Consider the following 25,520-nt stretch of genomic DNA (forward strand, 5'->3'; position numbering starts at 1 on the left):
GTCTATCCTGTCTATTATAAAATTAAATGTCGGGTTACTTAACGAATCATTAAGCAGGAATTAGCAATCGATGAGTTCACTGTTACAGTTGCTGCCGTTTTTCGAAGCCGTCGCCCGGCTGGGCAGCTTTACCCAAGCGGCCAACCAGCTGGGCGTTACGCCACCGGCGGTGTCGCAAAACATTCAGGCGCTGGAAACGCGGCTGGGCGTCAGGCTGTTCAACCGCACCAGTCGTTCGGTACGGCTGAGTGATGAAGGGAAGATTTTTTACCGGCGGGTGGCGCCGGCCATGAGCCAAATCGACGTGGCGGCGGACGATCTCCGCACCCTGCGCGGGCAACCTTCCGGCCTGCTGCGCATTACCTTGCCGCAACTGGCCGCGTCCCTGCTGGTGATGCCTTATCTGGAGGAGTTTCAGGCACGTTACCCCGAAGTACAGCTTGAGCTGTTTACCGACGACCATTTTTCCGATCTGGTGCTCGGCAGCTTCGATGCCGGCATCCGTATGCGCGCGATGTTGCAGAAAGACATGATTGCGGTGCCGATCGATAACGGCCAACGGCGGGTAGTGATCGCCTCTCCCGGCTATCTGACGCAGCGCGGCGTACCGCTTACGCCGGCGGCACTGAGCGAGCATAATTGCCTGCGCTACCGTTTCCCCGGCAGCGGCAAATTTGAACCCTGGTATTTCAGGCAGAATGACGGGCACCTGACGCTGGAGGTCGGCGGCAGCCTGATTTTCAATGAGGATCGGCTGATAAAAGACGCCGCACTGGCGGGGCTAGGCATGACCCAGCGCTTTCGCGGTACGGTGCTGCGCGAGCTGGAAAGCGGTCAATTGGTGGAAGTATTGGCGGATTACGCCGGCGATTCGCCCGGTTTTTTCATCTATTTCCCTGCCAGCCGTCATATGCCGCTCAAACTGCGGGTATTTATTGATTTTATGCGCGAGAAACAGGCGTTGCAGGATAGGCCCCAGAGCGCCATTGCGGCGCCCTGAGGCTGCGACTTAAGGTTTTTCCAACGCCTGCACGATGCGGTAAGTGGCCGCCACCCGATCGTCATTCGGGAACCATTTGTTGGCCAGCATCACCACGGCAATCTTTTGCTTGGGTAAAAACACCGCATAGGTAGAGAAGCCGCCGGTCGAGCCGGTTTTATTGAACCAGGCCGCGCCCTGTTCCCGTTGCGGCGGAGTGATGGCGGTGGCCGGTGTGCCGTTCATGATCATCCCGGCATTGTTGCCCTCCGTCAGGCGCGCCAACTCCACCGGATAAGGATAGCTTTCCCACATCAGATCCTGGGTGAATACCCCTGCCCGGTAATAGCCGGTATGGGTTTCGTCCAGCGCCTTGCGCCATTTATCCCCCACCTTCGCGACCTGCATATTGGCCTCAAGGTAGCGGATCAGATCCTGCGCATTGGATTTGACGCCGTAGGATTCGGCATCCAGCGGCCCCGGAGTGACCCGCACCGGTTGATCTTTTTTGTTGTAACCCTGGGCATAATTCGCCATTTGGCCGGTCGGCACGTTAATGTAGCTGTGCGTCAGCCCCAAGGCCGGGAACAAGCGTTGTTCCATCGCCTGAGCAAAAGGTTGGTTCAGGCTTTTGGCCGTGATCATCCCCAGCATGCCGATACCCAGATTGGAATAAACGCGGGTGCTGCCTGCCGGTTGCGGTAGCTGCCATTGCTTGTAATAAGCCATCAACTGCGCGTCGTTGGTCACCTCGTCCGGCACAAACAGCGGCAGCCCGGAAGTGTGAGTCGCCAGATTCAGCAGGCTGACATGGTCAAACGCGCTGCCGCGCAGCTCCGGCAGGTAACGGCTGGCCGGCTCTGCGAACGACAGTTTGCCCTCATCGTTGGCATAGGCCGCCAACGTGGCGGTGAAGGTTTTGCTCAGCGAGCCGATTTCAAACAGCGTCTGGTTGGTGATGGGTTTGCCGGTCTGTTTGGACGCCACGCCATAATGATAAAACTGCTGTTTCCCCTCCACCGATACCGCGATCGCCATGCCCGGCACGCCGTATTTCTGCATCAGCGGTTGAACGATGGCATCGATGTCGACTTTATCTGCGGCATGGCCTGCCGGTATCGCCAGTGCGGTCAGCAACGCCACCGCCAGCTTATGGATTCTCTTCATGATAACAAGCTCATTGTGTTGAAGGGCTGCCGCCAATAGATTTTTTTGTCAGTCGGCGTGACCCTATCCTTGAGTGATTATACCCGGCAAATTTCACGTTGCAGCCAACAACGCTGCGGCCTGAAAGGCATGGGTATCGATTATTCCTTGGCTCGCCGCAGGATAACTGCAACGAGTGCGCAAAATATCGGTGTTTATCCCCCGCCTGACAAGCGATAATAATTTCACCCAGCCAAAAGAAAAACTTATAGGTTGTTATGCGTAACCGACTGCCGCTGAACGCACTGCGTGCTTTTGAATCTTCTGCCCGCCACCTTAACTTTACCCGCGCCGGGCTGGAACTGAGCGTGACCCAGGCCGCCGTCAGCCAGCAGGTGCGCATGCTGGAAGAACAGCTGGGCATTGTGCTGTTCAAGCGCCTGCCGCGCGGTCTGGATCTTACCGAGGAAGGCCAGGCGCTGCTGCCGGTGTTAACCGAATCCTTTGACCGCATCGAGTCGGTACTGCAGCAGTTTGAAGGCGGCCATTTTCATGAGGTACTGACGATTGCGGTGGTCGGTACCTTTGCGGTCGGCTGGCTGATGCCGCGGCTGGCGTCGTTCAGGGAGGCCCACCCGTTTATCGATCTGCGTATCTTGACCAACAACAATCTGGTTAACCTGTCGGCGGACGGCATGGATTTCGCCATTCGCTTCGGCGAGGGGCTATGGCCCGCGACCTGCAATATCAAACTGTTTGACGCGCCGTTGACGGTGTTGTGCCCACCGGAGGTCGCCGTGCGGCTGCGTTCACCGGAAGATCTTAAAAACGAGCTGCTGATGCGCAGTTACCGCAAGGATGAATGGGAACGCTGGTTTGCCGCCGCGCAGATCGCCCCCTGGCGCATTAACGGCCCGGTGTTCGATGCGTCGCGATTGATGGTTGAGGGGGCGATAAACTGCGGTGGTGTGGCGCTGGCTCCCGCCAGTATGTTCGCCCGGGAATTGCAGGGTGGGCTGCTGGTGCGCCCCTTTGCCGCCGAAGCGAATCTGGGCGGCTATTGGCTGACCCGCCTGAAATCCCGCGCAATGACCCCGGCGATGAAAACCTTCGAAGGCTGGTTGCAACAGCAGGCCCGGCAAGAACAGGCTTAGGCAGAACCGCGCTCGATCAGTCGCGGCGGCAGCATGACGTTTTGCGCCGGCAACCCGGCGTCGCCAATCCGCTGCAACAAGCGTGAAGCCGCACTGCGCCCAACCTCCAACGCAGAGCTGGACACCAGGGTCAGCGGCGGCTCGGTCAGTTCGGCTTCAGGCACGTCGCCAAAACCAATCAGCGCCACCTGTTGACCATAATAGGTGTCCACGCCTTCCGAGCCTATGCTGCGCCCGCTGCGCACAATGCCGAAATAAGCGCCCAACGCCACCGAAGCCTTGTGACACACCAGCGCGCTGATGTTCGGGTATTGGCGCAGCAGGTTTTCCGCCGCCTCCGCCGCCGCCCGCTGATGGCCATCGCATTCGACAATCCATTCGGAGCGAAAAGGCAGGCCATACTGCACCAGCGTGGCGCAAAAGCCCCCCAGCCGTTCCGCGCGGGTCAGTGAGCTGCTCTGGCCGCCCAGATAGGCAATTTGGCTGTGGCCGCGTTTGATCAGAAATTCCGTGGCCATCTTGGCGGCCTGCATGTTGTCCGGGCGCACCACGTCGACGCCTTCCAGCCCGTTCGAACGCGCGGCGCACACCAGGGGAACGCCCTGCTCTGCGGCCTTCTCCTTCAGGCCCGCCGCCGAACGCATACCGCCCGCCAACACCATACCGTCGACACCGTGTTCCAGCAGCGTGTCAAAACAGCGCATCAGCCCTTTGCCGTCGCGGCCGCTCTGGGTGAGGAACAGCACTTTGCCGTGCGCCTCCAGCACCTCGCTCAGGCCCGCGGTCATTTCGGCATAAAAAGGGTCGCAGATATCGCGCAGGATCAGCCCTATCACGCCTGATTCTCCGCTACGCAACGTCGCCGCCTGGCGGTTGCGCACATAACCCAGCCGTTCGATCGCCTCATTGACCCGCGTCACTGTGGTGCCCGAAATACGCCCCTTGCCGCTCAGCACCAGTGAAACGGTGGTGACGGAGACGCCAGCCTGCTGTGCGACATCGGTGATGGTGATCTTTTTGATGGTCATAACCCCTGCAAGCCCGATCCTGGGCATAGTGTGCAAACGCTGCAGCCTGAAAGCCATAGGGCCTGTCTGTGAAACAATGGTATACCGAATCTCTTTGTTCGGTAAAACGTTTTACTGGCATAACCATTGTCACCGTAAAGCACCTGCCATAATTGTGATTAACGGCGCATTTTTGCTAGGTAAAACGTTTTATCTTATTTTTACCTAACAGGGGCACACATCACTTTTGCACGTTTTTTTCGCCAGGAGCCGCCGGTCATGCCAGCATCTAAAAAACAAAAAATAACGCTCTGGGAGTTTTTCCAGAGCCTGGGCAAAACATTCATGCTGCCCGTCGCCTTGCTGTCTTTTTGCGGCATCATGCTGGGGATCGGCAGTTCGCTGAGCAGCCGCGATGTCATCACTTTGCTGCCTTTTATCGGCCACCCCGCCTTCCAGTTGCTGTTCACCTGGATGAGCAAGATAGGCTCTTTTGCCTTTAGCTTCTTGCCGGTGATGTTCGCTATCGCCATTCCGCTGGGCATGGCTCGCGAAAACAAAGGCGTCGCCGCGTTCTCCGGCTTTGTCGGCTTTGCCGTGCTGAACCTGGCCACCAATTTTTATCTGACCACGACCAGCATCCTGCCCACCACCGACCCGCTGGTGTTAAAAGCCAATAACATCCAGAACATCCTCGGTATCCAGTCAATCGACACCGGCATTTTGGGCGCGGTGATCGTCGGCATTATCGTTTATCTGCTGCATGAGCGTTTCAATACCATCCGTCTGCCGGATGCGCTGGCGTTCTTCGGCGGCACCCGCTTTGTGCCGATCGTCACCACCCTGGTGCTGGGCCTGTGCGGGCTGGTTATTCCGTTGATTTGGCCCTGGTTCGCCGCCGGCATCAACGGCCTCGGCTGGGTGATCAACGGCGCGGGCGCTTTTGGCCCGATGATTTTCGGCACCGGCGAACGCCTGCTGTTACCCTTCGGTTTGCACCACATTCTGGTGGCGCTGATCCGCTTTACCGAGGCGGGCGGCACGCTGGACGTTTGCGGCCACAGCGTCAGCGGCGCCTTGACCATTTTCCAGGCGCAACTCTCCTGCCCAACCACCACCGGCTTTGCCGAAAGCGCTACCCGCTTCCTGTCGCAGGGTAAAATGCCGGCGTTCCTCGGCGGCCTGCCGGGTGCGGCGTTGGCGATGTATCACTGCGCCAGGCCGGAAAACCGACATAAAATTAAGGGCCTGCTGATCTCCGGCGTGGCGGCCTGCGTGGTCGGCGGCACCACCGAGCCGATCGAGTTCTTGTTCCTGTTCGTAGCGCCGTTCCTGTACTTCATCCATGCCATTCTGACCGGGCTGGGCTTCACCCTGATGGCGCTGTTAGGCGTGACCATCGGGAACACCGACGGCAATATCATCGATTTCGTGGTGTTCGGCATCCTGCACGGCACCGCCACCAAGTGGTATCTGGTGCCGATTGTCGCCGCCATCTGGTTTGCCGCCTACTACGCCATTTTCCGCTTCTCCATCCAGCGCTTTAACATCAAAACGCCGGGCCGCGAGAGCGACACCACCGCCAGCCAAAGCGCGCCGGTGGGCGCGGTCGGTAAATCCGGTTATAACGTGCCGGCCATTTTGGCGGCTCTGGGAGGCAGCGAAAATATCGTTTCGCTGGATAACTGCATCACCCGCCTGCGCCTGTCGGTCAGCGACATGAGCCAGGTGGATGACGCGGCGCTGAAGGCCAACCGCGCCATTGGCGTAGTGCACCTCAATGACCATAATCTGCAAGTGGTGATCGGCCCGCAGGTACAATCGGTGAAAGATGAATTAGACTCACTGATAGCGGCATCGCAACCTGCTGCCGCCCTGCAGGGAGCGTCACATGTTTGATTTTTCTACTCCGATCGATCGGCACGGCACCTGGTGCACGCAGTGGGATTACATTGCCGACCGCTTTGGCCGCGATGACCTGCTGCCGTTCACCATCTCCGATATGGATTTCGCTACCGCCCCCTGCATTATCGAGGCGCTGCAACAGCGCCTGCAGCACGGCGTGCTGGGCTACAGCCGCTGGCAGCATGAGGATTTTCTCGGCGCGGTGCGCCACTGGTATCAGCAGCGTTTCAATACGCCGATCGACACCGGGATGGCGGTTTACGGTCCGTCGGTGATCTACATGGCAGCACAGTTGATCCGCCTGTGGTCGGCGCCGGGGGAATTCGTGGTCACTCACACGCCGGCCTATGACGCCTTTTACAAGGTGATCCTCGGTAATCAGCGTCAACTGTTGGCCTGCCCGTTGCACAAGGACGGCGACCAATGGCGGTGCGATATGGCGCACCTGGAAGCGCTGCTGGCGCGGCCGCAAACCAAGATCCTGCTGTTGTGCAGCCCACACAACCCGACCGGCAAGGTGTGGAGCGTGGCGGAGTTGCAGCAGATGGCCGAGTTGTGCGAACGCCATGATGTACGGGTGATCAGCGATGAGATCCATATGGACATGGTGTGGGGCGAGAGGCGCCACACGCCATGGAGCCAGGTGGCGACCACGCCCTGGGCCCTGCTGACTTCCGGCTCCAAAACCTTCAATATTCCGGCGCTGACTGGCGCCTACGGGTTTATCAGCGACGATGCCGCTCGCGACGCCTACACTCAACTGCTGAAAAGCCGCGACGGGCTGTCTTCGCCGGCGGTGTTGGCGGTGGTGGCGCACATTGCCGCCTATCGCCACGGCGAACCCTGGCTGGATGCACTGCGCGATTACCTGCAAGACAACCTGACCTACGTCGCCGAACGGCTGAACCAGGCGTTCCCGGCGCTCGGCTGGCAACCGCCGCAGGCCACCTACCTGGCCTGGATCGATCTGCGTCCGCTGGGCGTTGATGACAGCCAACTGCAACAGGTGCTGATCGACCGCGAGAAGGTCGCGATTATGCCGGGTTTCACTTACGGCGAAGAGGGCCGCGGCTTCCTGCGGCTGAACGTCGGTTGCCCACGCAGCAAGGTGGAAGCCGGCTTGGATAAACTGATTAGCGGGCTGAGGTTTGTTCTGGGCGAGGTTTAGTCGACCGGCCTGGCACCGAGTATTGGCCAAGCCGTCACCGGCTACAGGCTGCACCCGCTATTGGGCCATTCAGGGCGAACCTGTTCGCCCTCTACTCATTTCACCTGCGGGATATCGTCCAGGCGGTAATAGACGTTCAGCCCGCGCTCATTGGCCAGCCGCACGTCGTTATCCGCCCCTGCCGATGTGCCTTCAATGCGATAAATAGCCTGGCATTGGGCAATCAACCGATGAGCCACCGGATAGAGAAACGCCTCGCTTACCGCGTCCCCCAATTGGGTTGAACCGGCCGCCGCCGCCAACGGCAGCGCCAGCCATTCGCCAATCACCGGCACATGCCCGCGCTGATACACCTCAAGCGCCGCCTGCTCCAAATGGTGCAGGTTAGCGGCAATACGCTGCGGATCGCCATCGGTGCCGCTGCGGTACGGGCCGGCTATCAGAATCAATTGAGCACTCATTGGTTATTCTCCAGGCTACGGTTAAGCGCCACAAACTGCAGCAGCATAATGGTTTTGGCATCCACAAGGGTTCCTTGCCGAATGGCGTGCAGAGCGTCCGCCAACGGCATCTCGATCACCTCGAGGTCTTCGCCTTCCGCCTCCACCCCGCCGCCGTCGCTCACCCGGCTGTCGGCATCATATTCCCCGATGAAGAAATGCAGTTTTTCGGTCACCGAACCGGGGCTCATATAGGCCTCAAACACCTTCTGCACGTTTTGCACCCGATAGCCGGTTTCCTCCTCCGCTTCGGCGCGAATGCGCTCCTCCGGCGAGGCATTGTCCAGCAAGCCGGCGGCGGCCTCTATCAGCATGCCGTCGTGGCCGTTGACGAACACCGGGAAGCGGAACTGGCGCGTCAGCACCACCTTTTGCACCTGCCGGTTAAACAGCAAAATAGTCGCGCCGTCGCCGCGATCGTAAGTTTCGCGGCTTTGCCGTTGCCATACGCCATCGCGGCGCAAAAAATCAAAAGTGGTTTTTTTCAGCAGATACCAGTCATCGGACAGCACCCGGGTTTCAACGATACGAACCCGATCTTTAGTCGCAATCATGTTGGTCAACTCCACAACTCAGGAAAGGAACTGGATACTATCGTGCAGTTTCGTGTATGATCAAGATATTTCGTGCAATGCAAATTTAACGGGACAACGCGATGCTCACCAGTCAGCGCAAAAAAATCATTCTGGAAAAACTGGCACAAGACGGACAGGTGCTGGCCAAACAACTCAGCGAAATGTTCGGGCTGTCCGAAGACACCCTCCGCCGCGATCTGCGTGAGCTGGACAGCGAAGGGCTGCTGCAAAGGGTGCACGGCGGCGCGCTGCCGGTCTCCCCCGCCATCGGCACCTTTGCCGAAAGAAACGGGCAGGAATCCGCCGCCAAGCGCGCGATAGCCAAAGCCGCAGCGGCGATGATCATTCCAGGACAAGTGGTGATCATCGATGGCGGCACCACCTCCGCCGAGCTGGTGAAACAGCTGCCGCCCACGCTGGAGGCGACTATCGTCACCCACAGCCCCAGCGTGGCGGTCGGGTTGGTTGAACACCCCAAAGTGGAGGTGATCCTGATCGGCGGGCGGTTGTATAAACACTCTATCGTCAGCGTGGGTGCCGCCGCGGTGGAAGCCATGTCGCACATCCGCGCCGACATTTACTTTATGGGCGTGACGGGCGTGCACCCGACCGCCGGGCTCAGCACCGGCGATCTCGAAGAGGCCTATATCAAGCGCGCGCTGGCGGCACGGGCGGCAGAAACCGTGGTGCTGGCCTCCGCCGCCAAGCTGAACGCCGCCTCACAATTTGCGATTGGCGACATCACGCTGGCGCAGACCATTATCGTCGAACGCGCGACCGACGCCGCGTTGATCGCCCCGCTGGAACAGGCCGGGGTCACGGTGGTGAGGGCCTGAGTGGCACGGCCAAATAAAAGACTTAATCAATGCACGGTTATTAAATGGCTGCGTTTAATACCGCAACACCCCAAGCTTGGGACGGGTGGAGAGCATGCAGGTTAGCCGACCGTTGAGCGCATGGACGCGCGATACGAGCCTCCATGGATGCATTCACGGCGTGTCGGCGCTCTGCATGCTCCTCACCAGCAGTACTATTAGGCGCAGCTATTTAATCCTGACCCCATATTGAGGGATATTAATTTTACGTATTCGTCTCACTGCCACAAAAAATGCGAGAGTAATCACATTTCATTAAACTGATCCCGGCCCAACCTGCTATTTTTCCCGCTTTATAAAAAAACCGCAGTAATCGAATGGCAACATATTGATTATCAATAAATAGTCACCTTTTCTCTTTTATCTATCAAAAACAAAAACGAGACAAGCCTCACAGAAAAATCACTCTCAATAGTGCTGTCAATGTGTTCCAAGGAAATATTTGTGATTGTTTTGTGATATCGCTTGCAAATTTTACCGATGCCAAAAATAACAATGACTGCAACGGAACGGGCTGGGAGCAGGCATATGAAAATCGGCGTGGTAATAAGCGGTGGCGATGTCACCGGTATCAACAACTTTATTTTCCAGGTCGCCAGGCTGGCGCAGGCAGATATCGTTCTTTTTAACGGCGGAATACCGGGCTTACTGGCTAATCAGCATCATTCCATCGCCAGACGCGATCTGGTCGATTTCTCTATTTCATCGATGCCCATTATCTCTTCTGGCCGAACAGCAAAGAAACTGGTCGCCAGTGAATATGAAGCTATCGGCAAGCAACTTAAAGCTCTGCACATTGACGTGCTTATTATGGCCGGCGGCGACGGCTCGCTGCAGTTTTTAAATACGCTCAGCGAGTTTGGCGTTAACTGTTTTGGCGTGGGCATGACCATCGACAATGACGTTTTTGGCAGCTACTACACCATCGGCTTTTCCACCGCCTGCGAGCAGGTGATAAAAGAAGTCTCCAAGCTGAGAAATACCGGGCGCGCCCTGCCGGGCCGCGTATTTATGATTGAGCTGCTGGGCGGTTACTGCGGGGAACTGACGCTGCAATCGGCGATAAAATCCAATGCGGACTTTGCCCTGATTCCAGAATGCCAACATCCCTTGAACGCATTGGCGGAAAAAATAACCCACCGGCTGGAGCGGCAAAACAGCGTTATCATTTTATGTTCTGAAGGATATACAAAAGAGTATTCGCCAGGCTTCCAGGGGGCGATCGACACCATGATTAAACAGCTGGAACCCAAGATTGGCGTGCGTATTCGCAAAACCATCGTGGGGTACGGTCTGCGCAATGGCGATCCCACCTGCGAAGAAATTTATCAGGGAACCCTTATGGCCAGCGAAGTCGTGCGCTGTATTCATTCCGGAATGAAAAACAAGGCCATCATTATTAATGCCGGCAACCAACCTATTCCGATTGATTTAATCAGCATGCAAAAACGTTTGGTCGACACCGAAGGACACCATTACAAACTCGCCAGGCAGTTAAATATAATCTGAGGAGATGTCCATGCTTAAAATACTGTGTGTTTGCGGCTGCGGCCTCGGCTCCAGCTTTGCCATCGAAATGAGCGCAAAAGCGGTGCTTAAAAAATTAGAGATTGAAGCCGATATTGATCACACCACAATCTCTGAAGCCAGCGCCTTTAAATCAGATATTATTCTTACCCAAAAAACCTTCGCCGATATTTTAAATGCCGACGCCAGCGAAGAAGAAAAAAAACGGGTCATTGTTCTCCACCGGCTCACCGATAAAGTGGAAATAGAGCAAAAGATTGTGGCCTTTTTGAAAGAGCGCGACATGAAGGGCCCCCATCATGAGTAGCCTGATCGATTTTATCGTCAAAGATCTGCTTGGTCAGGCGTCGATCCTGATTGCCTTTATCGCCATGCTGGGATTGTTGCTGCAGAAAAAATCCATCGGCAAAGTCGCCGAAGGCACGTTCAAAACGCTGTTGGGTTTTCTGATCATGATGGCGGGCATCAACATCATTGTCGGCGCCCTGACCTACCTGAACAGTATCTTCACCCACGGCTTCGGCATGACCGGTTACATCACCGACGTTGCCGCCATTGCCGGCCTGGCCAACCGCGAGCTGGGTTCTGAAGTGGCGATGACGCTGCTGGTGATTTTCGCCGTGAATATCATCATCGCCCGCATCACCCCGTTCAAATACATTTTCCTGACCGGGCAGGCGTTGTTGTGGATGGCTACCATCGGCGCGGTGATCGGCTATAAAGCCGGGTTGACCGGGATGCCGCTGATTTTGACCGGCGGGATCTTTGGCGGCGTGATGGCGGTGTTGATGCCGGCACTGGCGCAGCCGGTAGTGCGCAAAATCACCGGCTCAGACGAGGTGGCGCTGGGGCACTTCTGCACCATCGGTTATCTGGTGCAGGCGGCGGTCGCCAAGGTGGTCGGCAAAGGGTCGCGTTCTACCGAGGATCTGGAATTACCCGACAACTTCAAGTTTCTGCAAGACACCTATCTGTCGATGGCGGTGGTGATGATCCCGATGTACCTGATCCCCGCACTGGCGGCCGGGCCGCAGTTCATCGCCCAATACACCGGCGGTATGAATTACCTGATGTACTCCTTTATGCAGGCCATTCAGTTCGTCGCCGGCGTGTTTATCCTCTACAGCGGCGTGCGTCTGTTGCTGAATGAGCTGGTGCCGGCGTTTCGCGGCATTGCCATGCGCATCGTACCGGATGCCCGCCCGGCGCTGGATTGCCCGGTGTTGTTCCCCTATGCGCCCAATGCGGTGATTGTCGGCTTCCTGGCCACGACCCTGGGTTCCATCATCGGCATGATCGTTTTCCCGATGTTCGGTCTGGCGATGATCCTGCCCGGCCTGCTCACCAACTTCTTCGCCGGCGGCACCGCAGGCATTTTCGGTAACGCTCTTGGCGGGCGACGCGGCGCGATGATCGGTGGCGTGGTTCACGGCCTGTTCATCACCTTCCTGCCGGCCATTCTGGTGCCGATGCTGGAAAGTTACGGCTTTGTCGGCGTGACCTTCAGCGATTCCGACGTCATCAGCAGCGGCCTGGTGATGGGGCATGCCTTCCAGGGTAACTGGCTGTTCATCGCCCTGTTTATTGTCTTCGTCACGCTGATTGCGTGGTTCGTTAACGGTAAATCAACCAAACACCCTGAGGGGAAAGTCCATGAAACTCTATAATTTCAACGAGCTGTTATCCGTTGCCAAGGCCCGCGACTTCAAAGCGATCGGCTCATTCAATCTTCATTGCCTGGAGATGCTGCCGGCCTTTTTCAAGGCGGCCAAGGCCACCCACAGCCCGCTGATGATCCAGATCTCCACCGGCACCGCCGAGTACCTGGGCTACCGGCTGCTGGTTGATTCTGTGCGCTCGCTGGCGGCAAGCGAAGATGTGCCCACCTGTCTGCATCTGGATCACTGCTCGGACATCGCCTCGATCGAGACGGCGATTGATGCCGGTTTCAGTTCGGTGATGTATGACGGTTCGCACCTTGATATGGACGAAAATATCGCCAATACCCGCAAGGTGATCGACATTGCCCGCCAGCGTAACGTCTCGGTGGAGGCTGAACTGGGCGCCATCGGCGGTTCGGAAGACGGCAAGGCGGTCGCGGAAGAGGACATCTGTTTTACTGCCGTAGAAGACGCCAAGCGCTTTGTAGACGAAACCGGGGTCGATATGCTGGCCGTGTCGGTCGGCACCGTCCACGGGCTGTACACCGGCAAGGCGCATATCCAGCACCAGCGCCTGGCGGAAATCACCGCGGCCACCCATACCCCGCTGGTGTTGCACGGCGGCACCGGGGTCAGCGATGAAGACATGCGGCGCGCGGTGGCCAGCGGCATTGAAAAGGTCAACGTGGGCACCGAGATGAACGTGCAGTGGGTTGGGCGCTGCAAGCAGACGTTTGAAAAAGGCAAAGTGAACGACAGCGTGCGGAAATTCCTGATCCCGGCTAACAATGCCGTCACCGAGGTATTAACGGAAAAGATCGGTCTGTTTAAATAACGGTTGTCATTAGTTCTTAATATATACCCTGTGCATTTCAAGTCGCGGTCAAGCGGTTAACTCATCAGTCCCGGATCCCCCGCTATTGCAGGGGCGAGGCATGCTGCGCCTGCCGGAGTCGGGGCCGTATATATTCGGCCGATTGATACACCCTGCCGCGGCGTGAAAGGCGCAGGTATAGACTGGAGAATATATGTTTAATTTTATGAAACGTCAGCGGGAAAAAGAAACGCTGCCCGCCACGAATTACGATGATGAAGCCAATGAAATTGCAGCCGAAATTAACGCACTGGAACGGCGGTTGGCGGCAACGCCGGCGGACGGCGAAATCCATAAGGCATTAATGCTGGCCTATAATCGGGCAGTAAAGATTTATGCCAAAAGCCAGAACCATCGCCAACATATCGATGCCGTTTTTATCAAGATGGACGAGCTGCGCAATATTATCAGGAAAAATCTCTGAGGGATCATGATGACAATTAAACAACTGCTGATTGAGGCCGGCGCCATACAGGTCGGCGTCAAGGAAACGGACTGGAAAAAGGTCATTACGCTGGCGGCTCAGCCCCTGGTGGATAACGGCTATATTCACGCTTCTTATTATCAGGCGGTGATCAGCAATACGCTGGCCCATGGCGCTTATTACGTGTTTGACGAAGGCATCGCCATCCCCCACGCGCGGCCGGAGTGCGGGGTAATTAAAAACTGCTTCAGCATGGTGTTGCTGGAGGAGCCTATCGCCTTTCGCGACAGCGAAAAGGCCGATATCGTTATCCTGTTCGGCGCGACCGACAGTAACCGGCATATCGAAGACGGTATTCGTGCCATTGTCGATTTGCTGGACAATAAAGAGCGACTCGACAAACTCCGCGCCGCGAAAATATGGCAAGAAGTGGTGGAAATATTATGACTCTGGCGAGCGGAAAAACCGTCATTCTGGTCAATGGCATTCCTGCCTCGGGCAAAAGCACCGTCGCGCAGGCCTTGGCGCACCATTTCGGCCTGCCGTATCTGGCCCTCGACGGTATCAAGGAGCCTTTTATGTCGCGGATGGACAACGTGGATCGGGGGCTGAACCGGCGGCTTGGCTGCGCCGCTTATGAAGCCATTTGGTCAATCGTGGCGCAGGCCCCCGACTGCTGCACTTACGTTATCGACGCCTGGTTCGGCTTTCAGCCCAGAGAGCCGTTGCGCCATTACCTGCGCGAAGCCGGGGTGACGCAACCTCTGGAAGTGTGGAACCAGATTTCCGGCGAGCTGGCGGCAGAGCGCTATGCTTCGCGCATCGGGCAACGGCCCAAAGGCCACCCCGGTACAGAATATTTGCCTGAATTGCGGGCGCTGGCCGAACGCGCCGCCCCGATGGCCATCGGCCCGGTGATCCGGGTTGAGCAAGCTCAGCCGCTGGAGATCGGCCGGATTGTCGACTCGCTGGCGGAGTACGGCATCGGTGGCGCTAACATCGGTAAGCGGATGGCAGGTTAATGTTTTCCGCGATTGCGGGTCAGAGCAAACACGGGGACTTCTTGCCCGCCATTAGCCAAAAATGCGACGCCGCCCGCAATTAATGTGATTTTCATCACTTTTTTATGCAACGTAATGGCAATTTTCATTCTTTTGTTTTTATACTGATATGCACTTTACCTACAACAAAATAACGAGTGCAGATCATGATTGACTCCCGCCTACCGCTTACCGACATTCACCGTCACCTCGACGGCAACATCCGTGCGCAAACCATTCTCGATCTGGGCCGTCAGTTCAATCTGGCCCTGCCCGCTGACGAGCTGGAAGCGCTGCGCCCGCATGTGCAAATCACCCATGCCGAACCGGATCTGATCAGCTTTCTGCAAAAGCTGGACTGGGGCGTGGCGGTGCTGGGCGACCTGGATGCCTGCCGCCGGGTAGCCTATGAAAACGTAGAGGACGCGGCCAATGCCGGCCTGCACTATGCCGAGCTGCGCTTCTCGCCGTATTACATGGCGATGAAACACCAACTGCCGGTGGCTGGGGTAGTCGAAGCGGTGATTGACGGCATTCGTTCCGGCGTTCGCGATCGGGGCATCGATGTCCGCCTGATCGGCATCATGAGCCGTACCTTTGGCGAAGCGGCCTGTTTGCAAGAGCTGGAAGGCCTGCTGGCGCACCGCGACGGTATTACCGCGCTGGATCTGGCCGGTAACGAGCTGGGCTTCCCGGGCAGCCTGTTCCTCAGCCACTTCAACCGCGCCCGCGACGCCGGCTTGCGCATTACCGTGCACGCGGGCGAAGCCGCAGGCCCGGAAAGCATCTGGCAGGCGATCCGCGAGCTGGGTGCCGAACGTATCGGCCACGGGGTGAAAGCGATTGAAGATCCGGCGTTGATGGACTTCCTGGCTGAACACGGCATCGGCATCGAATCCTGCCTGACCTCCAATATTCAGACCAGCACCGTCTCTTCTCTGGCCCAGCATCCGCTGGCGAAATTCCTGCGCCACGGCGTGCTGGCCTCGATCAACACCGATGACCCGGCAGTTCAGGGCATCGAGATCGAACACGAATATCGGGTTGCGGCGCCACAAGCCGGGCTGACGCCGGCTGAAATCCGCACCGCACAGGAAAACGGCCTGAAAATGGCGTTCCTCAGCGAGCAGGAAAAGCAGGCTCTGCGCGATAAAGTTCAGGGCTGATGAAGCAAGGGGCGCGTATAACGCGCCCCGGTTTATTTCACCGCCAGCGCCTCCCGCTGTTTGGCGGTTTTGCGCGCATAGCGCTGCGCCAGTACGGCGCACACCATCAATTGCACCTGATGGAAAATCATCAGCGGCAGCACCATGGCCCCCACTGCAGCGGCAGGAAACAGCACGTTGGCCATCGGAATGCCATTCGCCAGGCTCTTTTTCGAGCCGCAGAACACAATAGTGATCTCATCGGCGGTATCGAACCCCAGCCAGCGCGCAGTGTAAGTGTTGATAATCAGCACCACCGTCAGCAGCACCAGCGACATCACCAGAATGGTCAGCAACGACCAGCCATCAATGCGGTGCCAGATGCCTTCCACCACCGCCGCGCTGAATGCGGTATACACCACCAGCAATATCGATGAACGGTCAGTGATGTTGATCAGTTTACGGTGGCGATCGACCCATTTGCCAATCAACGGCCGCGCCAAATGCCCCACCACAAACGGCACCATCAGTTGCAGAATTATCGAACCAATGGCGTGCACTACGTCGGTGTTCCCGCCCTGAGTATGCATCAAGGCCCCCACCAACAGCGGCGACAGGAAAACGCCGAGGATACTGGACGCCGAGGCGCTGCAAATCGCCGCGGCCACGTTACCGCCCGCCGCAGAAGTGAATGCGATGGCCGACTGAACCGTTGCCGGCAACGCGCACAGATAAAGGAAGCCCAGATAAACCGTCGGCGTCATCAGCCCCGGTACCATCCAATTCATCGCCAGCCCCAATAGCGGGAACAGCGCGAAAGTGCTGAGAAACACCACCAGATGCAGTTTCCAGTGGCTCATGCCGGCGATAATCGCCTCGCGCGACAGCTTGGCGCCATGCATAAAGAACAACAGCGCAATGGCGGCGGTAGTCAGGCGTTCGAAGAAGGTTTTCCATACCCCTTCGCAGGGGAAGATCGAGGCGACGATCACCACAAAAATCAGGACCAACAAAAACTTATCAATGCGCAGACGCTGTAACCAGGACATGAATCGGGATCCCTCGAAGAGTAAAACGGGTTCGGCAAGCGAACCCGGAACCGTGGATGACAGAAGCTACGGCGTTCAAACCACCGGCAACGCCTTTTGCTGTTTCGCAGACTCAATGCCCAGCTCGATCATTTCCATCACTTTGATGGCGTCGCCGGCCGGCACCGGGTTTTCGCCCTCGCCATTAATCGCATCGCGAATTGCCGCGTAATAGGCCGGGTAGTTGCCGGGAATGCTCAGCAACGGCTTCTCCGCCAGTATGCCATCGCGTGACAATGTCACTACGCCGTCGCGCATATCGTAGCCCCAGTCGGCCTGCGGCAGGCGCTCACCGGCTTTCAGGCGATCTTCCTGCGGATCCAGCCCGAACTTGATAAAGCTGCCCTGGGTGCCGTGCACGATATAACGCGCGGTTTCCGCCGCCGCCAGCACCGTGCCATGCAGCACCACCCGGCGATTGCCGTAGTTCAGCACCGCATGGAAATAATCCACCGATTGCGAGCCAGGGCGCAGTTCGCCCAGATCGACAAACAGCGTTTGCGGCTTGCCAAACAGTTGCAGCGCCTGATCGATCAGGTGCGGTCCCAAATCGTACCAGATACCGGTGCCGGCGCCGGCCTGCTCGCGCCAGCGCTGGCGCACTTCCGGCCGGAAGCGATCGAAATGCGATTCAAAGTAAACCACTTCACCAAGCGCGCCTTCTTTCAGTAGCGCCTTGAGCGTGAGGAAATCGCTGTCCCAGCGGCGATTGTGGAACACCGACAGCAGTGTGCCGCTCTGTTCCGCCTGCTGTTTCAATTCTTGCGCTTGTGACAATGTCACGGTAAAGGGTTTATCTACCACCACGTGCTTGCCAGCGGCCATCGCCTGCTGCGCCAGCGGAAAGTGGGTATCGTTGGGGGTGGGAATGACGATCAGATCGATAGAGGGGTCGTTGAACAACGCCTGCGGATCGCTCACTACCGTCATCGCAGGCCAGTCGGCGTGCACTTTGCCGGCATCGCTGCTGGACACGGCGGCCAGTTCTACGCCAGGGGTGCCGACAATCAGCGGCGCATGAAAGGTTTTGCTGGCATAGCCGTAACCGACCAGCCCAACCCGAATTTTTTCTGCCATGGTATTTCCTCTTGCTGGCTCGCTATCTACCTATCCGATTTGACACCATGACGCAGGCGGGAACAAGAAGTAAATGTTATGTTAACTGCAGCGATGCACAATAACCCCACTCTTCAATCAACATGACCGAGGCGCTTCATTACAGTCAAGGACAGAGGGTTTAGCATCATTGGGCTAGCCGACCCTTTTGTTTCTGTAGCTAAAATCATTCATCATCTGGCTCTGACATAAAATATATTTCGCCGCGGAATCCCTCTCACCATTGAATTAACCTTGAACTCATCCATAAGTAAAAAATATGTCACCAACTTATACATCATCGTTATTAATTTATTTTTTCAAACTCATCATTAAATAAATTTGACAATGAAAAAAATGCGTCTTTAATTAAATTTCATTGATCAAAAAACATACTACCTGCAATCGAATTTATTTCGGGGGTCACTCGTGGAAGAAATGCTGATCCTCGTTGATGACAAAGATAACCCTATCCGTTCGGAGGGGAAACTCTCTGTTCATCAGCAAGGGCTATTACATCGTGCGTTTTCGATCTTTATATTTGATAACAAAGGAAGATGGCTGCTGCAACAAAGAGCGTTCAGCAAATACCATTCGGCCGGATTGTGGACCAACAGTTGCTGCGGCCATCCGCGCTGGGGTGAGGCTACCGATGCTGCCGCCCAGCGGCGTTTACAGGAAGAAATGGGGTTTTGCACCCCACTGAAAAAAGTTTCCAGTTTTACCTATCATGCTGAAGTACCTGGAAATCTGACTGAATACGAGTTCGACCATATTTATGTTGGCTTGTTTGAAGGTGAACCTGATATTAATCCTGACGAAGTAGAAAATTCGCGATGGATTGATGTTATCCCGTTATTGCATGAGGTTGAATTGCATCCGGAAAAATTCACCACCTGGTTCAGGTTAATAATAAAAAGTTTTGACACCAATGAAATAACACGATGGGAAAAGCTTGCATCCCGTTAATGCTATCCATATTAAACGACTGGTGAATGGCTATGGATACCTTATTGGAGTTAATTAATTTTCCGATTGATTTGCGGAAATTAACCCGTGAGCAATTAGCACAGGCAGCACATGAACTCCGGATGTTTTTATTATCCAGCATTGCAAAAAGCGGTGGCCATTTAGCCTCTAATCTCGGAGTGGTGGAATTAACCCTGGCGCTGCATTATGTCTTTGATACGCCAAACGATCGCATTGTCTGGGACGTCGGTCATCAATGCTATCCGCACAAAGCGATTACCGGCAGACGCGGACAGATGAGCAACCTGCGCCAAAAGGGCGGCATTTCAGGCTTTCCAAGACGGGATGAATCCCCCTATGACAGCTTCGGCACCGCCCATTCCAGCACGTCAATCTCCGCCGCGTTGGGGATGGCGCACGCCGCCCGGCTGCAGCGGCAGGCCCGGCGCTGTATCGCGGTCATTGGCGACGGAGCGCTCAGTGCCGGTCTGGCCTTTGAGGCGATGAACAACGCCACGCTCGATCCGAACCTGCCCTTGCTGGTGATCCTCAACGATAACGACATGTCGATCTCGCCATCGGTCGGCGCGCTGAAACAGCATCTCGTCGCTCTGCAAGGCGGCGAATCGGCGTCACTGTTCAGCACATTGGGCTTTGACTACTCGGGGCCGGTTGACGGCCACGATCTGGCGACGCTGATCCCGGCTCTGGAACGAGTGCGCGATCGACATGGGGTGCAGTTGCTGCATGTCATCACCCGTAAGGGCCAAGGCTTTTCGCACGCCGAGGCCGATCCCGTGAACTACCATGCACCGGCCAAATTTTGTCCGCAGGCCGGAATATTGCCCACCCCCGCCGGTAAGCTGAGCTATACGCGGGTATTCAGCGACTGGTTGTGCGACGAGGCAGAGCGCGACGTGCGCGTGGTCGGCATTACCCCGGCGATGCGTGAAGGTTCCGGCCTGGTGGCCTTTCAGCAGCGCTTTCCCGATCGCTATTTCGACGTCGGCATCGCCGAACAGCATGCGGTGACCTTTGCCGGCGGCCTGGCTGCCGAAGGCATGCGGCCGGTAGTGGCGATTTACTCCACCTTCCTGCAGCGCGGTTATGACCAACTTATCCACGACGTCGCCATCCAGAAACTGCCGGTAACCTTCGCCATCGATCGCGCCGGCGTGGTCGGAGCCGATGGCGCGACCCATATGGGCATGTTCGATCTGGCTTATCTGCGCTGCATTCCCAATCTGCTGCTGATGTGCCCGGCGGATGAAAATGAGTGCCGGCAAATGCTGCATACCGCGCTGAATCATCATGGCCCGGCGGCGGTGCGTTATCCGCGCGGCAGTGGCCCCGGCGTGCTGCCGCAGCGCGAGATGGCGACGTTGCCGTTGGGAAAGGCGCAGGTTCGCCGCATTGGGCGACGGATCGCCATTCTGGCCTTCGGCTCGATGGTCGCGCCGGCGCTGGAAGCCGGCGTCCGACTGGATGCGACCGTGGTCAATATGCGCTTCGTCAAGCCGCTCGACGTTGGGCTGCTGCAGCGCCTGGCGCGTACCCATGAAACGCTGGTTACGGTAGAAGAAGGCTGCATCGCCGGCGGCGCGGGTAGCGCCTGCCTGGAATGCCTGTCCGCCACCGGGATCGCGGTAAACAGCTTGTTGCTGGGCTTTCCGGATAATTTTGTCGAGCACGGCGAGCCGGCAGAGCTGCTGGCGACCTGCGGTCTGGACGCCGACGGCATCGAAAACGCCATTGTCAGCTTTGTTACACCGCCGGTGGCGAAGTTTGTTGCCGACGTGGGGAGTTTTACCGATGAAAGTGAAGCTTTTTTACACGAAAACACGCGCGTTTATCGAGGAGAGCGACCATGAGCAATCTGTCTGAAATGATGTCACCCGATCCGGTGTATTTACAAAACCTGCCGTATCAGGTGATCCGGGATAGCCATACCGACAGCTATGAGGAGAAGGTGGTACAGACCTACTGCGAAGAACCGGAACATTGGCGCAAGGCCATCGGCGAGACGCTGTTGTTTCAATTTGGGGTGTATGAAGATACGGCTCCTGCCCCCGCCCTGACGCCGACGTCGAAATTGAAACCCACCGCTGGGCTGGATGAGTCCAGTGTCCGTTATTTCGAGCAGCAGTTGTTTCTGGCCGGGGTAACCGGCAGCGATCGGCCGGCGATGCGCCGTATCCTGGATATCGGCTGCGGCTGGGGTTACATCCTCAAGCATCTGGCGGAGCGCTATCCGGAATGCCAGCGGCTGGACGGCGTTAACGTCAGCGCCCAGCAGCTCAACTACTGCGCCCGCTTCCATGCCGAGCAAGGGTTGAGCGGCCGCATCAATCTGTTTTTGTGCAACGCGCAGGACATCGGACTGTTGCCGGATCCTGATGATCTTTATGATCTGGTGATCATCCGCGGCGTCATCTCTCACTTCCCCAACGAGCTGTATGAGAAAGCCATGCGCGCGTTATTCAACCGGGTGCGGCCCGGTGGCAAGGTGATCATTTCCGACAATCTGTACAACGTCGAACCGGATCGCTACCAGTCCGATACGCCGGATATTGTTGATCGCCTGGCCTGCCGCCATCAAAAAACGCCGGTTTACTTTAGCCAGGTGCTGGAAGACAGCGGTTTCACCATAAAAGATTTTCGCGTATTGCCGTCAAACGTTGACGTAGCGCACTGGCTGATGGACTCCAAAGCCAATATCGAGCGTCATTTCCCCGCGGGGGTTGACGGCGCGCTGGAGGAGCTGCGGGTGCTGGCGGAAAACTGGTCGGTGGCGCTGCTGAAGAACAAGGTTTCTACTTACAGCGTGATTGCTTGCAAAAAATAATCATCCGTTAACGTCATATCTATTCAATGATGGGGAACAGTATGAACACAAATGATTTTTTGTCTCCCGAGGCCCAGCCGACGCTGACGTCCCAACCCGTCATGCATATTGTGCCTGACTATAATCCCTTCAACCGGCAGTACAAAGTGCATCCCCTGAAAGCCGAAGTTGAAAAGAAAGCGCTCGATTTCATGGAACGTTACCGTCTTTACTGGACTGAAGAACAGCGCCAGCGTCTGTACGGACAGGACTGCGGGGGGATTGCAGGTTATGTCTATACCTTGGCCCCCAATGCCGAGCAACTGCAATTGGGGGCCGATCTGGCGATGATTGCTTTTACCTGGGACGATGAATTTTGCGATGAAGGCCCAACTCGTGACAAGCCGATGGAAATGGCGGACAGCGCTTTCAGAACTATTCGTGCACTGGAATGCCACGACATCATAGTCGATAAAAATGATCGCTATGCAGTGGCCATGCGGGACATTCTGCAACGCGTTCGCCAATTGTCGCCTGACTATCTTGCCAACCAGTGGGTGGACTCGGTCCGACATTGGTTTTTCATCGAGATCCAGAAAGCATCGAACGTGGCGCGCGGGATACGCCCCAACCTGAGTGATTATGTGGTGACCCGCATGCATACTGGTGCCACCCCCACATTTATGCTCAATACGCAGATCGCCAACGGGTTGGAGTTGGGGCCGGGTTTGCTGTTCGACAGACGTGTCAATGCGTTGATGGAACTGGCCCGCACCGTGGTCAACTGGTCAAGTGATTGCTATTCCTACTTCAAGGAGGCGGAACGTACTGCCGATGGGTATAACATCATCGATGTTCTGATGGACACCCATAACCTTTCTGTCGAAGCCGCAATGGCAATGGCTTTCAATATGCAGGACCGTATGCTGATGCGTTTTGTCGAGCTCCGTGATGAAGTATTAAATGGACCGCATGACAAAGGAGCCGAAATTTATATTGATGCGCTGGAAGAATATACCATTGGCGGGATCTTGTGGTGCCAGCAAACCCAACGTTATCGATTTATTGATGGGACGACATCAGGCAGGCTGGCTTATACCGCTTCAGGATTCACCCGGCAAGCAAGGGGCAACGAGCTGTCAGAGCCGATCGACATCCCAACCATCGCCTGGTGGTGGCAGGTGGGGGAAAGAGCAGATCAGTACGGGCGGCGCTAAGCGGCTTTCAACACAGAATTTGGCTATGGACGCACGTGCGGCGGCGAGCGTGATGGGGGAATAGTCGTATGCGCGGTAACCGGGTTCCCTCTCCTCTGGCAGCCCGGTTACCGCGCATGTCCTCAACGCTACTACAGTTAACCGGTAACAGCCGCGTAAGGCGATTGGCGCTCGCTTTTCGCCGGGTAGTTAATCTCCAGGCTGCGGCGGCGGAAATCGCTTGGGCTGACCCCCACCCGCTTGCGGAATACGCGAGAGAAATAGAGTTGATCGTCGTAGCCCACCACCCGACCGATGGTGGCGATCGACTCCTGCGTAGTCTGCAACAGCAGCTTGGCGCGGATCACCCGCTGATCCTCGCGCCAGCGCAGGATATTGATGCCCACCTGCTCACGGAACAGGTGCGCCAGCCGCGACGGCGACAGGCAGACATGGCGCGCCACCTCGTCAATGCGCAACTCGCCCGCCAGGTTGCCGGTGATGAACTGACAGGCTTCGATGACCCGCGGATCCATGATTTTCTGCGGGCTGAGCGGATCTTCTTCCATCGCGCGCAGCAACAGGCGTTCCAGCAGGTTCATGCCCAGCTCTTCCGCAAAACGGCGGCCGGAGCGCTGGGTCTGTTCGATATTGGCGAACAGCCGGTCGAATTCCAGCAGCAGGTTGTTGTTTGGCAGCGTCAGGCGCCCCACCTCATGGGTTTTGCTGTGCCATTCCAGCCAGTCGGCCCAGTAAGCGCGCGGCCGGAAATAGACCCAGCGGTGATACCAACAGTCGCTGTCCGGCGAACGGCCGTAGTAATGGGATGCCTTGGGAGGAAACAGCAGCAGATCGCCGGGGTTGCAGTAAAAGGTGTCCTCGCCATCGAACACTTTTCCCTGGCCCTTGATGGTCAGGTTGAGAATATAGCCCTTCATGCCGCCGGGGCGGTCGATAAAGAAATCCAACGGGCCGTCCGCCATGATCGGCGTCAACCCGGCCACCAGATAGGCATTGAAGGTGTAACCCGGTAACAGCGGGTTCGGTTGCGGTTCCTGTGCCATGCGATGATACATCGGTCCTCCTCAAACGGCTTGTATTGTGAGGTTGATGACAAAGTTGTCTTTGAGTCCGAGATACCCGGGCCTAGCGCACCGAGGGGCCATTATGGGACACATCCCTGTGTCCCACCCTGCGGGCCGACATGAAGTCGTTCCAATTTGCTCCCGGCAAATTGGTCGACGGCCAAGGCCGTTACGACCCCTTCGGCACGCTCTCCCTAATAACGGGCTTTGTCAGCAGTCTGGTATACGTAGTGTATCGGCCCGGCAGATTACTGCCTGAGCCGATGGCAGAACTGTGAGCAGGGTTAACGATTTTCTACGCCGTACGTTTGGCCTGCTGTTTGTAGCGGTCGAAAATTACCGCCGCCAGCAGGATCACGCCGCGCACCACATATTGCGAGAACGGCGAGATATTCAGCAAATTCATCGCGTTCTCTACCGTACCGAGGATCAGGATGCCGGCGATAACGTAGGAAATTTTGCCGATACCGCCCTTCAGCGACACCCCGCCCAACACGCAAGCCGAGATCACGATCAGCTCATAGCCGATCGAGGTCATCGGCTGGCCGCTGGTCATGCGCGAAGCCAGAATGATGCCGGCGGCGGCCGACACCAGCCCGGACAGCACAAAGATGATGATTTTCGTGCGCACCACCGGCACCCCAGCCAGCCGCGCCGCCTCTTCGTTGCCGCCGATCGCCAGCGTATTGCGGCCAAAGGTGGTTTTGTTGAGCAGGAAACCGAACAGGATCAGGCAGGCGACGGTGATCCAGATCGGCGCAGGCAACCCCAGCCAGTTGGCGTAGCCCAGGGTGAAGAAGCGTTCGTCTTCAATGCCCACCGCTTTACCGTCGGAAATGATGTAGGCCAGCCCGCGCAAGATCTGCATGGTGGCCAGCGTGGTGATCAGGGCGTTGATTTTCAGCCGGGCGATGACAAAACCGTTAATCAACCCCGACGCCACGCCCAACAGCAGGCCGGCGCCTACGCCGATCCACAGGCTTTCGGTCAGGTTGATCACCACCGCCGTGGTAACCCCGGCACAGGCGATAACCGAAGCGACGGACAGATCGAAGTCGCCGGAGGCCAGGCAAAACAGCATGCCGCAGGCCACCATGCCGGACATGGATATCGCCAGCCCCAGCCCTTTCATGTTGATGAAAGAACCGAAGTTAGGCACAAACACTACGCAGGCGATAAACAGCACCGCGAACACCACCAGCATGCCGTAGCTGTCCCAGATACGCGCCAGCCCCCGGCCGCTGCGGTTTTTCACAGAATGGGTCGTTATGGTCGACATCTCT

The 25,520-nt window shown here is 57.0% G+C and carries 26 protein-coding genes; 17 read left to right on the top strand and 9 right to left on the bottom strand.

Going from position 1 to position 25,520, the window contains the following annotated elements; genetic code table 11:
* Window positions 1–70: 70 nt before the first annotated feature.
* Window positions 71–1,000 carry a LysR family transcriptional regulator gene (locus SPL01S_RS07175; RefSeq protein ID WP_063198551.1) on the top strand — a complete coding sequence of 310 codons (930 nt, stop codon included), beginning with the start codon at window positions 71–73 and terminating at the stop codon, window positions 998–1,000.
* Between the two features lie 9 nt (window positions 1,001–1,009).
* Here SPL01S_RS07175 and ampC read toward each other — a convergent pair whose 3' ends face one another.
* Window positions 1,010–2,146, bottom strand: a complete 1,137-nt coding sequence (gene ampC / locus SPL01S_RS07180; protein WP_063198554.1) for a class C beta-lactamase — start codon at window positions 2,144–2,146, stop codon at window positions 1,010–1,012.
* Window positions 2,147–2,403: 257 nt separating this feature from the next.
* Here ampC and SPL01S_RS07185 point away from each other — a divergent pair, with 257 nt between their 5' ends.
* Window positions 2,404–3,279 carry a LysR family transcriptional regulator gene (locus tag SPL01S_RS07185; RefSeq protein WP_062792403.1) on the top strand — a complete coding sequence of 292 codons (876 nt, stop codon included), beginning with the start codon at window positions 2,404–2,406 and terminating at the stop codon, window positions 3,277–3,279.
* Here SPL01S_RS07185 and SPL01S_RS07190 read toward each other — a convergent pair.
* Window positions 3,276–4,307 (bottom strand): Mal regulon transcriptional regulator MalI, encoded by a 1,032-nt coding sequence (locus SPL01S_RS07190; protein WP_063198556.1) that lies wholly within the window; start codon window positions 4,305–4,307, stop codon window positions 3,276–3,278. The two genes, SPL01S_RS07185 and SPL01S_RS07190, sit on opposite strands and share 4 nt — an antisense overlap.
* A gap of 258 nt (window positions 4,308–4,565) precedes the next feature.
* Between SPL01S_RS07190 and malX the strand changes: the two genes are divergently transcribed.
* Together malX and SPL01S_RS07200 are read left to right on the top strand one after the other, a co-directional pair.
* Window positions 4,566–6,185, top strand: a complete 1,620-nt coding sequence (gene malX, locus SPL01S_RS07195) for a maltose/glucose-specific PTS transporter subunit IIBC (RefSeq protein WP_063198558.1) — start codon at window positions 4,566–4,568, stop codon at window positions 6,183–6,185.
* Window positions 6,178–7,359 (top strand): MalY/PatB family protein, encoded by a 1,182-nt coding sequence (locus tag SPL01S_RS07200; protein WP_063198561.1) that lies wholly within the window; start codon window positions 6,178–6,180, stop codon window positions 7,357–7,359. Before malX ends, SPL01S_RS07200 begins: the two co-directional genes overlap by 8 nt.
* A gap of 95 nt (window positions 7,360–7,454) precedes the next feature.
* On the opposite strand, the gene SPL01S_RS07205 is transcribed toward SPL01S_RS07200, so the two are convergent.
* Together SPL01S_RS07205 and SPL01S_RS07210 are read right to left on the bottom strand one after the other, a co-directional pair.
* Complete coding sequence (locus SPL01S_RS07205) at window positions 7,455–7,820, bottom strand: hypothetical protein (protein ID WP_063198563.1); 366 nt, start codon at window positions 7,818–7,820, stop codon at window positions 7,455–7,457.
* Window positions 7,817–8,413 (bottom strand): NUDIX domain-containing protein, encoded by a 597-nt coding sequence (locus tag SPL01S_RS07210; protein ID WP_063198566.1) that lies wholly within the window; start codon window positions 8,411–8,413, stop codon window positions 7,817–7,819. The genes SPL01S_RS07205 and SPL01S_RS07210 overlap by 4 nt, the downstream gene beginning before the upstream one ends.
* A 101-nt stretch (window positions 8,414–8,514) precedes the next feature.
* Between SPL01S_RS07210 and SPL01S_RS07215 the strand changes: the two genes are divergently transcribed.
* The 8 genes from SPL01S_RS07215 to SPL01S_RS07250 all read left to right on the top strand — a co-directional run bounded on the left by SPL01S_RS07215 (window position 8,515) and on the right by SPL01S_RS07250 (window position 14,817).
* On the top strand, window positions 8,515–9,270 hold the full coding sequence (locus tag SPL01S_RS07215; protein ID WP_006324989.1) for a DeoR/GlpR family DNA-binding transcription regulator: 756 nt from the start codon (window positions 8,515–8,517) through the stop codon (window positions 9,268–9,270).
* A 567-nt stretch (window positions 9,271–9,837) separates the two neighbouring features.
* The gene (locus SPL01S_RS07220; RefSeq protein ID WP_062870699.1) at window positions 9,838–10,818 is read left to right on the top strand and encodes a 6-phosphofructokinase; all 981 of its coding nucleotides are present in this window, start codon (window positions 9,838–9,840) and stop codon (window positions 10,816–10,818) included.
* A 10-nt stretch (window positions 10,819–10,828) separates the two neighbouring features.
* Window positions 10,829–11,143, top strand: coding sequence for a PTS sugar transporter subunit IIB (locus tag SPL01S_RS07225; protein WP_006324987.1), 315 nt, complete (start codon window positions 10,829–10,831; stop codon window positions 11,141–11,143).
* Window positions 11,136–12,503 carry a PTS sugar transporter subunit IIC gene (locus tag SPL01S_RS07230; protein WP_062870698.1) on the top strand — a complete coding sequence of 456 codons (1,368 nt, stop codon included), beginning with the start codon at window positions 11,136–11,138 and terminating at the stop codon, window positions 12,501–12,503. Before SPL01S_RS07225 ends, SPL01S_RS07230 begins: the two co-directional genes overlap by 8 nt.
* The gene (locus tag SPL01S_RS07235) at window positions 12,490–13,332 is read left to right on the top strand and encodes a class II fructose-bisphosphate aldolase (protein ID WP_063198568.1); all 843 of its coding nucleotides are present in this window, start codon (window positions 12,490–12,492) and stop codon (window positions 13,330–13,332) included. Before SPL01S_RS07230 ends, SPL01S_RS07235 begins: the two co-directional genes overlap by 14 nt.
* A 193-nt stretch (window positions 13,333–13,525) precedes the next feature.
* Window positions 13,526–13,795 (top strand): hypothetical protein, encoded by a 270-nt coding sequence (locus SPL01S_RS07240; RefSeq protein ID WP_063198571.1) that lies wholly within the window; start codon window positions 13,526–13,528, stop codon window positions 13,793–13,795.
* Window positions 13,796–13,804: 9 nt separating this feature from the next.
* On the top strand, window positions 13,805–14,242 hold the full coding sequence (locus SPL01S_RS07245) for a PTS sugar transporter subunit IIA (RefSeq protein WP_063198603.1): 438 nt from the start codon (window positions 13,805–13,807) through the stop codon (window positions 14,240–14,242).
* Window positions 14,239–14,817, top strand: a complete 579-nt coding sequence (locus SPL01S_RS07250; RefSeq protein ID WP_063198574.1) for a P-loop nucleotide/nucleoside kinase family protein — start codon at window positions 14,239–14,241, stop codon at window positions 14,815–14,817. Before SPL01S_RS07245 ends, SPL01S_RS07250 begins: the two co-directional genes overlap by 4 nt.
* On the opposite strand, the gene SPL01S_RS25665 is transcribed toward SPL01S_RS07250, so the two are convergent.
* The gene (locus SPL01S_RS25665; protein ID WP_255212456.1) at window positions 14,814–14,945 is read right to left on the bottom strand and encodes a hypothetical protein; all 132 of its coding nucleotides are present in this window, start codon (window positions 14,943–14,945) and stop codon (window positions 14,814–14,816) included. The genes SPL01S_RS07250 and SPL01S_RS25665 overlap by 4 nt on opposite strands.
* Window positions 14,946–15,002: 57 nt before the next feature.
* Between SPL01S_RS25665 and add the strand changes: the two genes are divergently transcribed.
* Complete coding sequence (add, locus tag SPL01S_RS07255; RefSeq protein ID WP_063198576.1) at window positions 15,003–16,001, top strand: adenosine deaminase; 999 nt, start codon at window positions 15,003–15,005, stop codon at window positions 15,999–16,001.
* A 32-nt stretch (window positions 16,002–16,033) separates the two neighbouring features.
* On the opposite strand, the gene SPL01S_RS07260 is transcribed toward add, so the two are convergent.
* The gene (locus SPL01S_RS07260; RefSeq protein ID WP_004943926.1) at window positions 16,034–17,029 is read right to left on the bottom strand and encodes a bile acid:sodium symporter family protein; all 996 of its coding nucleotides are present in this window, start codon (window positions 17,027–17,029) and stop codon (window positions 16,034–16,036) included.
* A gap of 75 nt (window positions 17,030–17,104) precedes the next feature.
* Window positions 17,105–18,145, bottom strand: a complete 1,041-nt coding sequence (locus tag SPL01S_RS07265) for an oxidoreductase (RefSeq protein ID WP_004943923.1) — start codon at window positions 18,143–18,145, stop codon at window positions 17,105–17,107.
* 447 nt (window positions 18,146–18,592) lie between these two features.
* Here SPL01S_RS07265 and sodA point away from each other — a divergent pair, with 447 nt between their 5' ends.
* From sodA to sodD, 4 genes are read left to right on the top strand one after another with little or no spacing between them, the layout of a single operon-like run.
* Complete coding sequence (sodA, locus tag SPL01S_RS07270) at window positions 18,593–19,132, top strand: sodorifen biosynthesis isopentenyl-diphosphate Delta-isomerase SodA (protein ID WP_062870694.1); 540 nt, start codon at window positions 18,593–18,595, stop codon at window positions 19,130–19,132.
* 26 nt (window positions 19,133–19,158) lie between these two features.
* Window positions 19,159–21,003 carry a sodorifen biosynthesis 1-deoxy-D-xylulose-5-phosphate synthase SodB gene (gene sodB, locus SPL01S_RS07275; protein ID WP_183044543.1) on the top strand — a complete coding sequence of 615 codons (1,845 nt, stop codon included), beginning with the start codon at window positions 19,159–19,161 and terminating at the stop codon, window positions 21,001–21,003.
* Window positions 21,000–21,977, top strand: coding sequence for a sodorifen biosynthesis class I SAM-dependent methyltransferase SodC (sodC, locus tag SPL01S_RS07280; protein WP_063198581.1), 978 nt, complete (start codon window positions 21,000–21,002; stop codon window positions 21,975–21,977). The genes sodB and sodC overlap by 4 nt, the downstream gene beginning before the upstream one ends.
* Window positions 21,978–22,018: 41 nt before the next feature.
* Window positions 22,019–23,173, top strand: a complete 1,155-nt coding sequence (gene sodD / locus SPL01S_RS07285; protein WP_062870691.1) for a sodorifen biosynthesis terpene cyclase SodD — start codon at window positions 22,019–22,021, stop codon at window positions 23,171–23,173.
* A 137-nt stretch (window positions 23,174–23,310) separates the two neighbouring features.
* Here sodD and araC read toward each other — a convergent pair whose 3' ends face one another.
* Together araC and araH are read right to left on the bottom strand one after the other, a co-directional pair.
* Complete coding sequence (gene araC, locus SPL01S_RS07290; protein ID WP_006324976.1) at window positions 23,311–24,228, bottom strand: arabinose operon transcriptional regulator AraC; 918 nt, start codon at window positions 24,226–24,228, stop codon at window positions 23,311–23,313.
* A 304-nt stretch (window positions 24,229–24,532) separates the two neighbouring features.
* On the bottom strand, window positions 24,533–25,516 hold the full coding sequence (gene araH, locus SPL01S_RS07295) for an L-arabinose ABC transporter permease AraH (RefSeq protein WP_062870690.1): 984 nt from the start codon (window positions 25,514–25,516) through the stop codon (window positions 24,533–24,535).
* Between the last annotated feature and the right edge of the window lie 4 nt (window positions 25,517–25,520).

The sequence above is a fragment of the Serratia plymuthica NBRC 102599 genome (assembly GCF_001590925.1).
Lineage (GTDB): Bacteria > Pseudomonadota > Gammaproteobacteria > Enterobacterales > Enterobacteriaceae > Serratia > Serratia plymuthica.

Excerpts from the sequence above, each read along its gene's own strand:
- SPL01S_RS07175 (WP_063198551.1), top strand. The coding sequence starts at position 71 with ATGAGTTCACTGTTACAGTTGCTGCCGTTTTTCGAAGCCGTCGCCCGG.
- ampC (WP_063198554.1), bottom strand. The coding sequence starts at position 2,146 with ATGAAGAGAATCCATAAGCTGGCGGTGGCGTTGCTGACCGCACTGGCG.
- SPL01S_RS07185 (WP_062792403.1), top strand. The coding sequence starts at position 2,404 with ATGCGTAACCGACTGCCGCTGAACGCACTGCGTGCTTTTGAATCTTCT.
- SPL01S_RS07190 (WP_063198556.1), bottom strand. The coding sequence starts at position 4,307 with ATGACCATCAAAAAGATCACCATCACCGATGTCGCACAGCAGGCTGGC.
- malX (WP_063198558.1), top strand. The coding sequence starts at position 4,566 with ATGCCAGCATCTAAAAAACAAAAAATAACGCTCTGGGAGTTTTTCCAG.
- SPL01S_RS07200 (WP_063198561.1), top strand. The coding sequence starts at position 6,178 with ATGTTTGATTTTTCTACTCCGATCGATCGGCACGGCACCTGGTGCACG.
- SPL01S_RS07205 (WP_063198563.1), bottom strand. The coding sequence starts at position 7,820 with ATGAGTGCTCAATTGATTCTGATAGCCGGCCCGTACCGCAGCGGCACC.
- SPL01S_RS07210 (WP_063198566.1), bottom strand. The coding sequence starts at position 8,413 with ATGATTGCGACTAAAGATCGGGTTCGTATCGTTGAAACCCGGGTGCTG.
- SPL01S_RS07215 (WP_006324989.1), top strand. The coding sequence starts at position 8,515 with ATGCTCACCAGTCAGCGCAAAAAAATCATTCTGGAAAAACTGGCACAA.
- SPL01S_RS07220 (WP_062870699.1), top strand. The coding sequence starts at position 9,838 with ATGAAAATCGGCGTGGTAATAAGCGGTGGCGATGTCACCGGTATCAAC.
- SPL01S_RS07225 (WP_006324987.1), top strand. The coding sequence starts at position 10,829 with ATGCTTAAAATACTGTGTGTTTGCGGCTGCGGCCTCGGCTCCAGCTTT.
- SPL01S_RS07230 (WP_062870698.1), top strand. The coding sequence starts at position 11,136 with ATGAGTAGCCTGATCGATTTTATCGTCAAAGATCTGCTTGGTCAGGCG.
- SPL01S_RS07235 (WP_063198568.1), top strand. The coding sequence starts at position 12,490 with ATGAAACTCTATAATTTCAACGAGCTGTTATCCGTTGCCAAGGCCCGC.
- SPL01S_RS07240 (WP_063198571.1), top strand. The coding sequence starts at position 13,526 with ATGTTTAATTTTATGAAACGTCAGCGGGAAAAAGAAACGCTGCCCGCC.
- SPL01S_RS07245 (WP_063198603.1), top strand. The coding sequence starts at position 13,805 with ATGACAATTAAACAACTGCTGATTGAGGCCGGCGCCATACAGGTCGGC.
- SPL01S_RS07250 (WP_063198574.1), top strand. The coding sequence starts at position 14,239 with ATGACTCTGGCGAGCGGAAAAACCGTCATTCTGGTCAATGGCATTCCT.
- SPL01S_RS25665 (WP_255212456.1), bottom strand. The coding sequence starts at position 14,945 with ATGAAAATTGCCATTACGTTGCATAAAAAAGTGATGAAAATCACATTA.
- add (WP_063198576.1), top strand. The coding sequence starts at position 15,003 with ATGATTGACTCCCGCCTACCGCTTACCGACATTCACCGTCACCTCGAC.
- SPL01S_RS07260 (WP_004943926.1), bottom strand. The coding sequence starts at position 17,029 with ATGTCCTGGTTACAGCGTCTGCGCATTGATAAGTTTTTGTTGGTCCTG.
- SPL01S_RS07265 (WP_004943923.1), bottom strand. The coding sequence starts at position 18,145 with ATGGCAGAAAAAATTCGGGTTGGGCTGGTCGGTTACGGCTATGCCAGC.
- sodB (WP_183044543.1), top strand. The coding sequence starts at position 19,159 with ATGGCTATGGATACCTTATTGGAGTTAATTAATTTTCCGATTGATTTG.
- sodC (WP_063198581.1), top strand. The coding sequence starts at position 21,000 with ATGAGCAATCTGTCTGAAATGATGTCACCCGATCCGGTGTATTTACAA.
- sodD (WP_062870691.1), top strand. The coding sequence starts at position 22,019 with ATGAACACAAATGATTTTTTGTCTCCCGAGGCCCAGCCGACGCTGACG.
- araC (WP_006324976.1), bottom strand. The coding sequence starts at position 24,228 with ATGTATCATCGCATGGCACAGGAACCGCAACCGAACCCGCTGTTACCG.
- araH (WP_062870690.1), bottom strand. The coding sequence starts at position 25,516 with ATGTCGACCATAACGACCCATTCTGTGAAAAACCGCAGCGGCCGGGGG.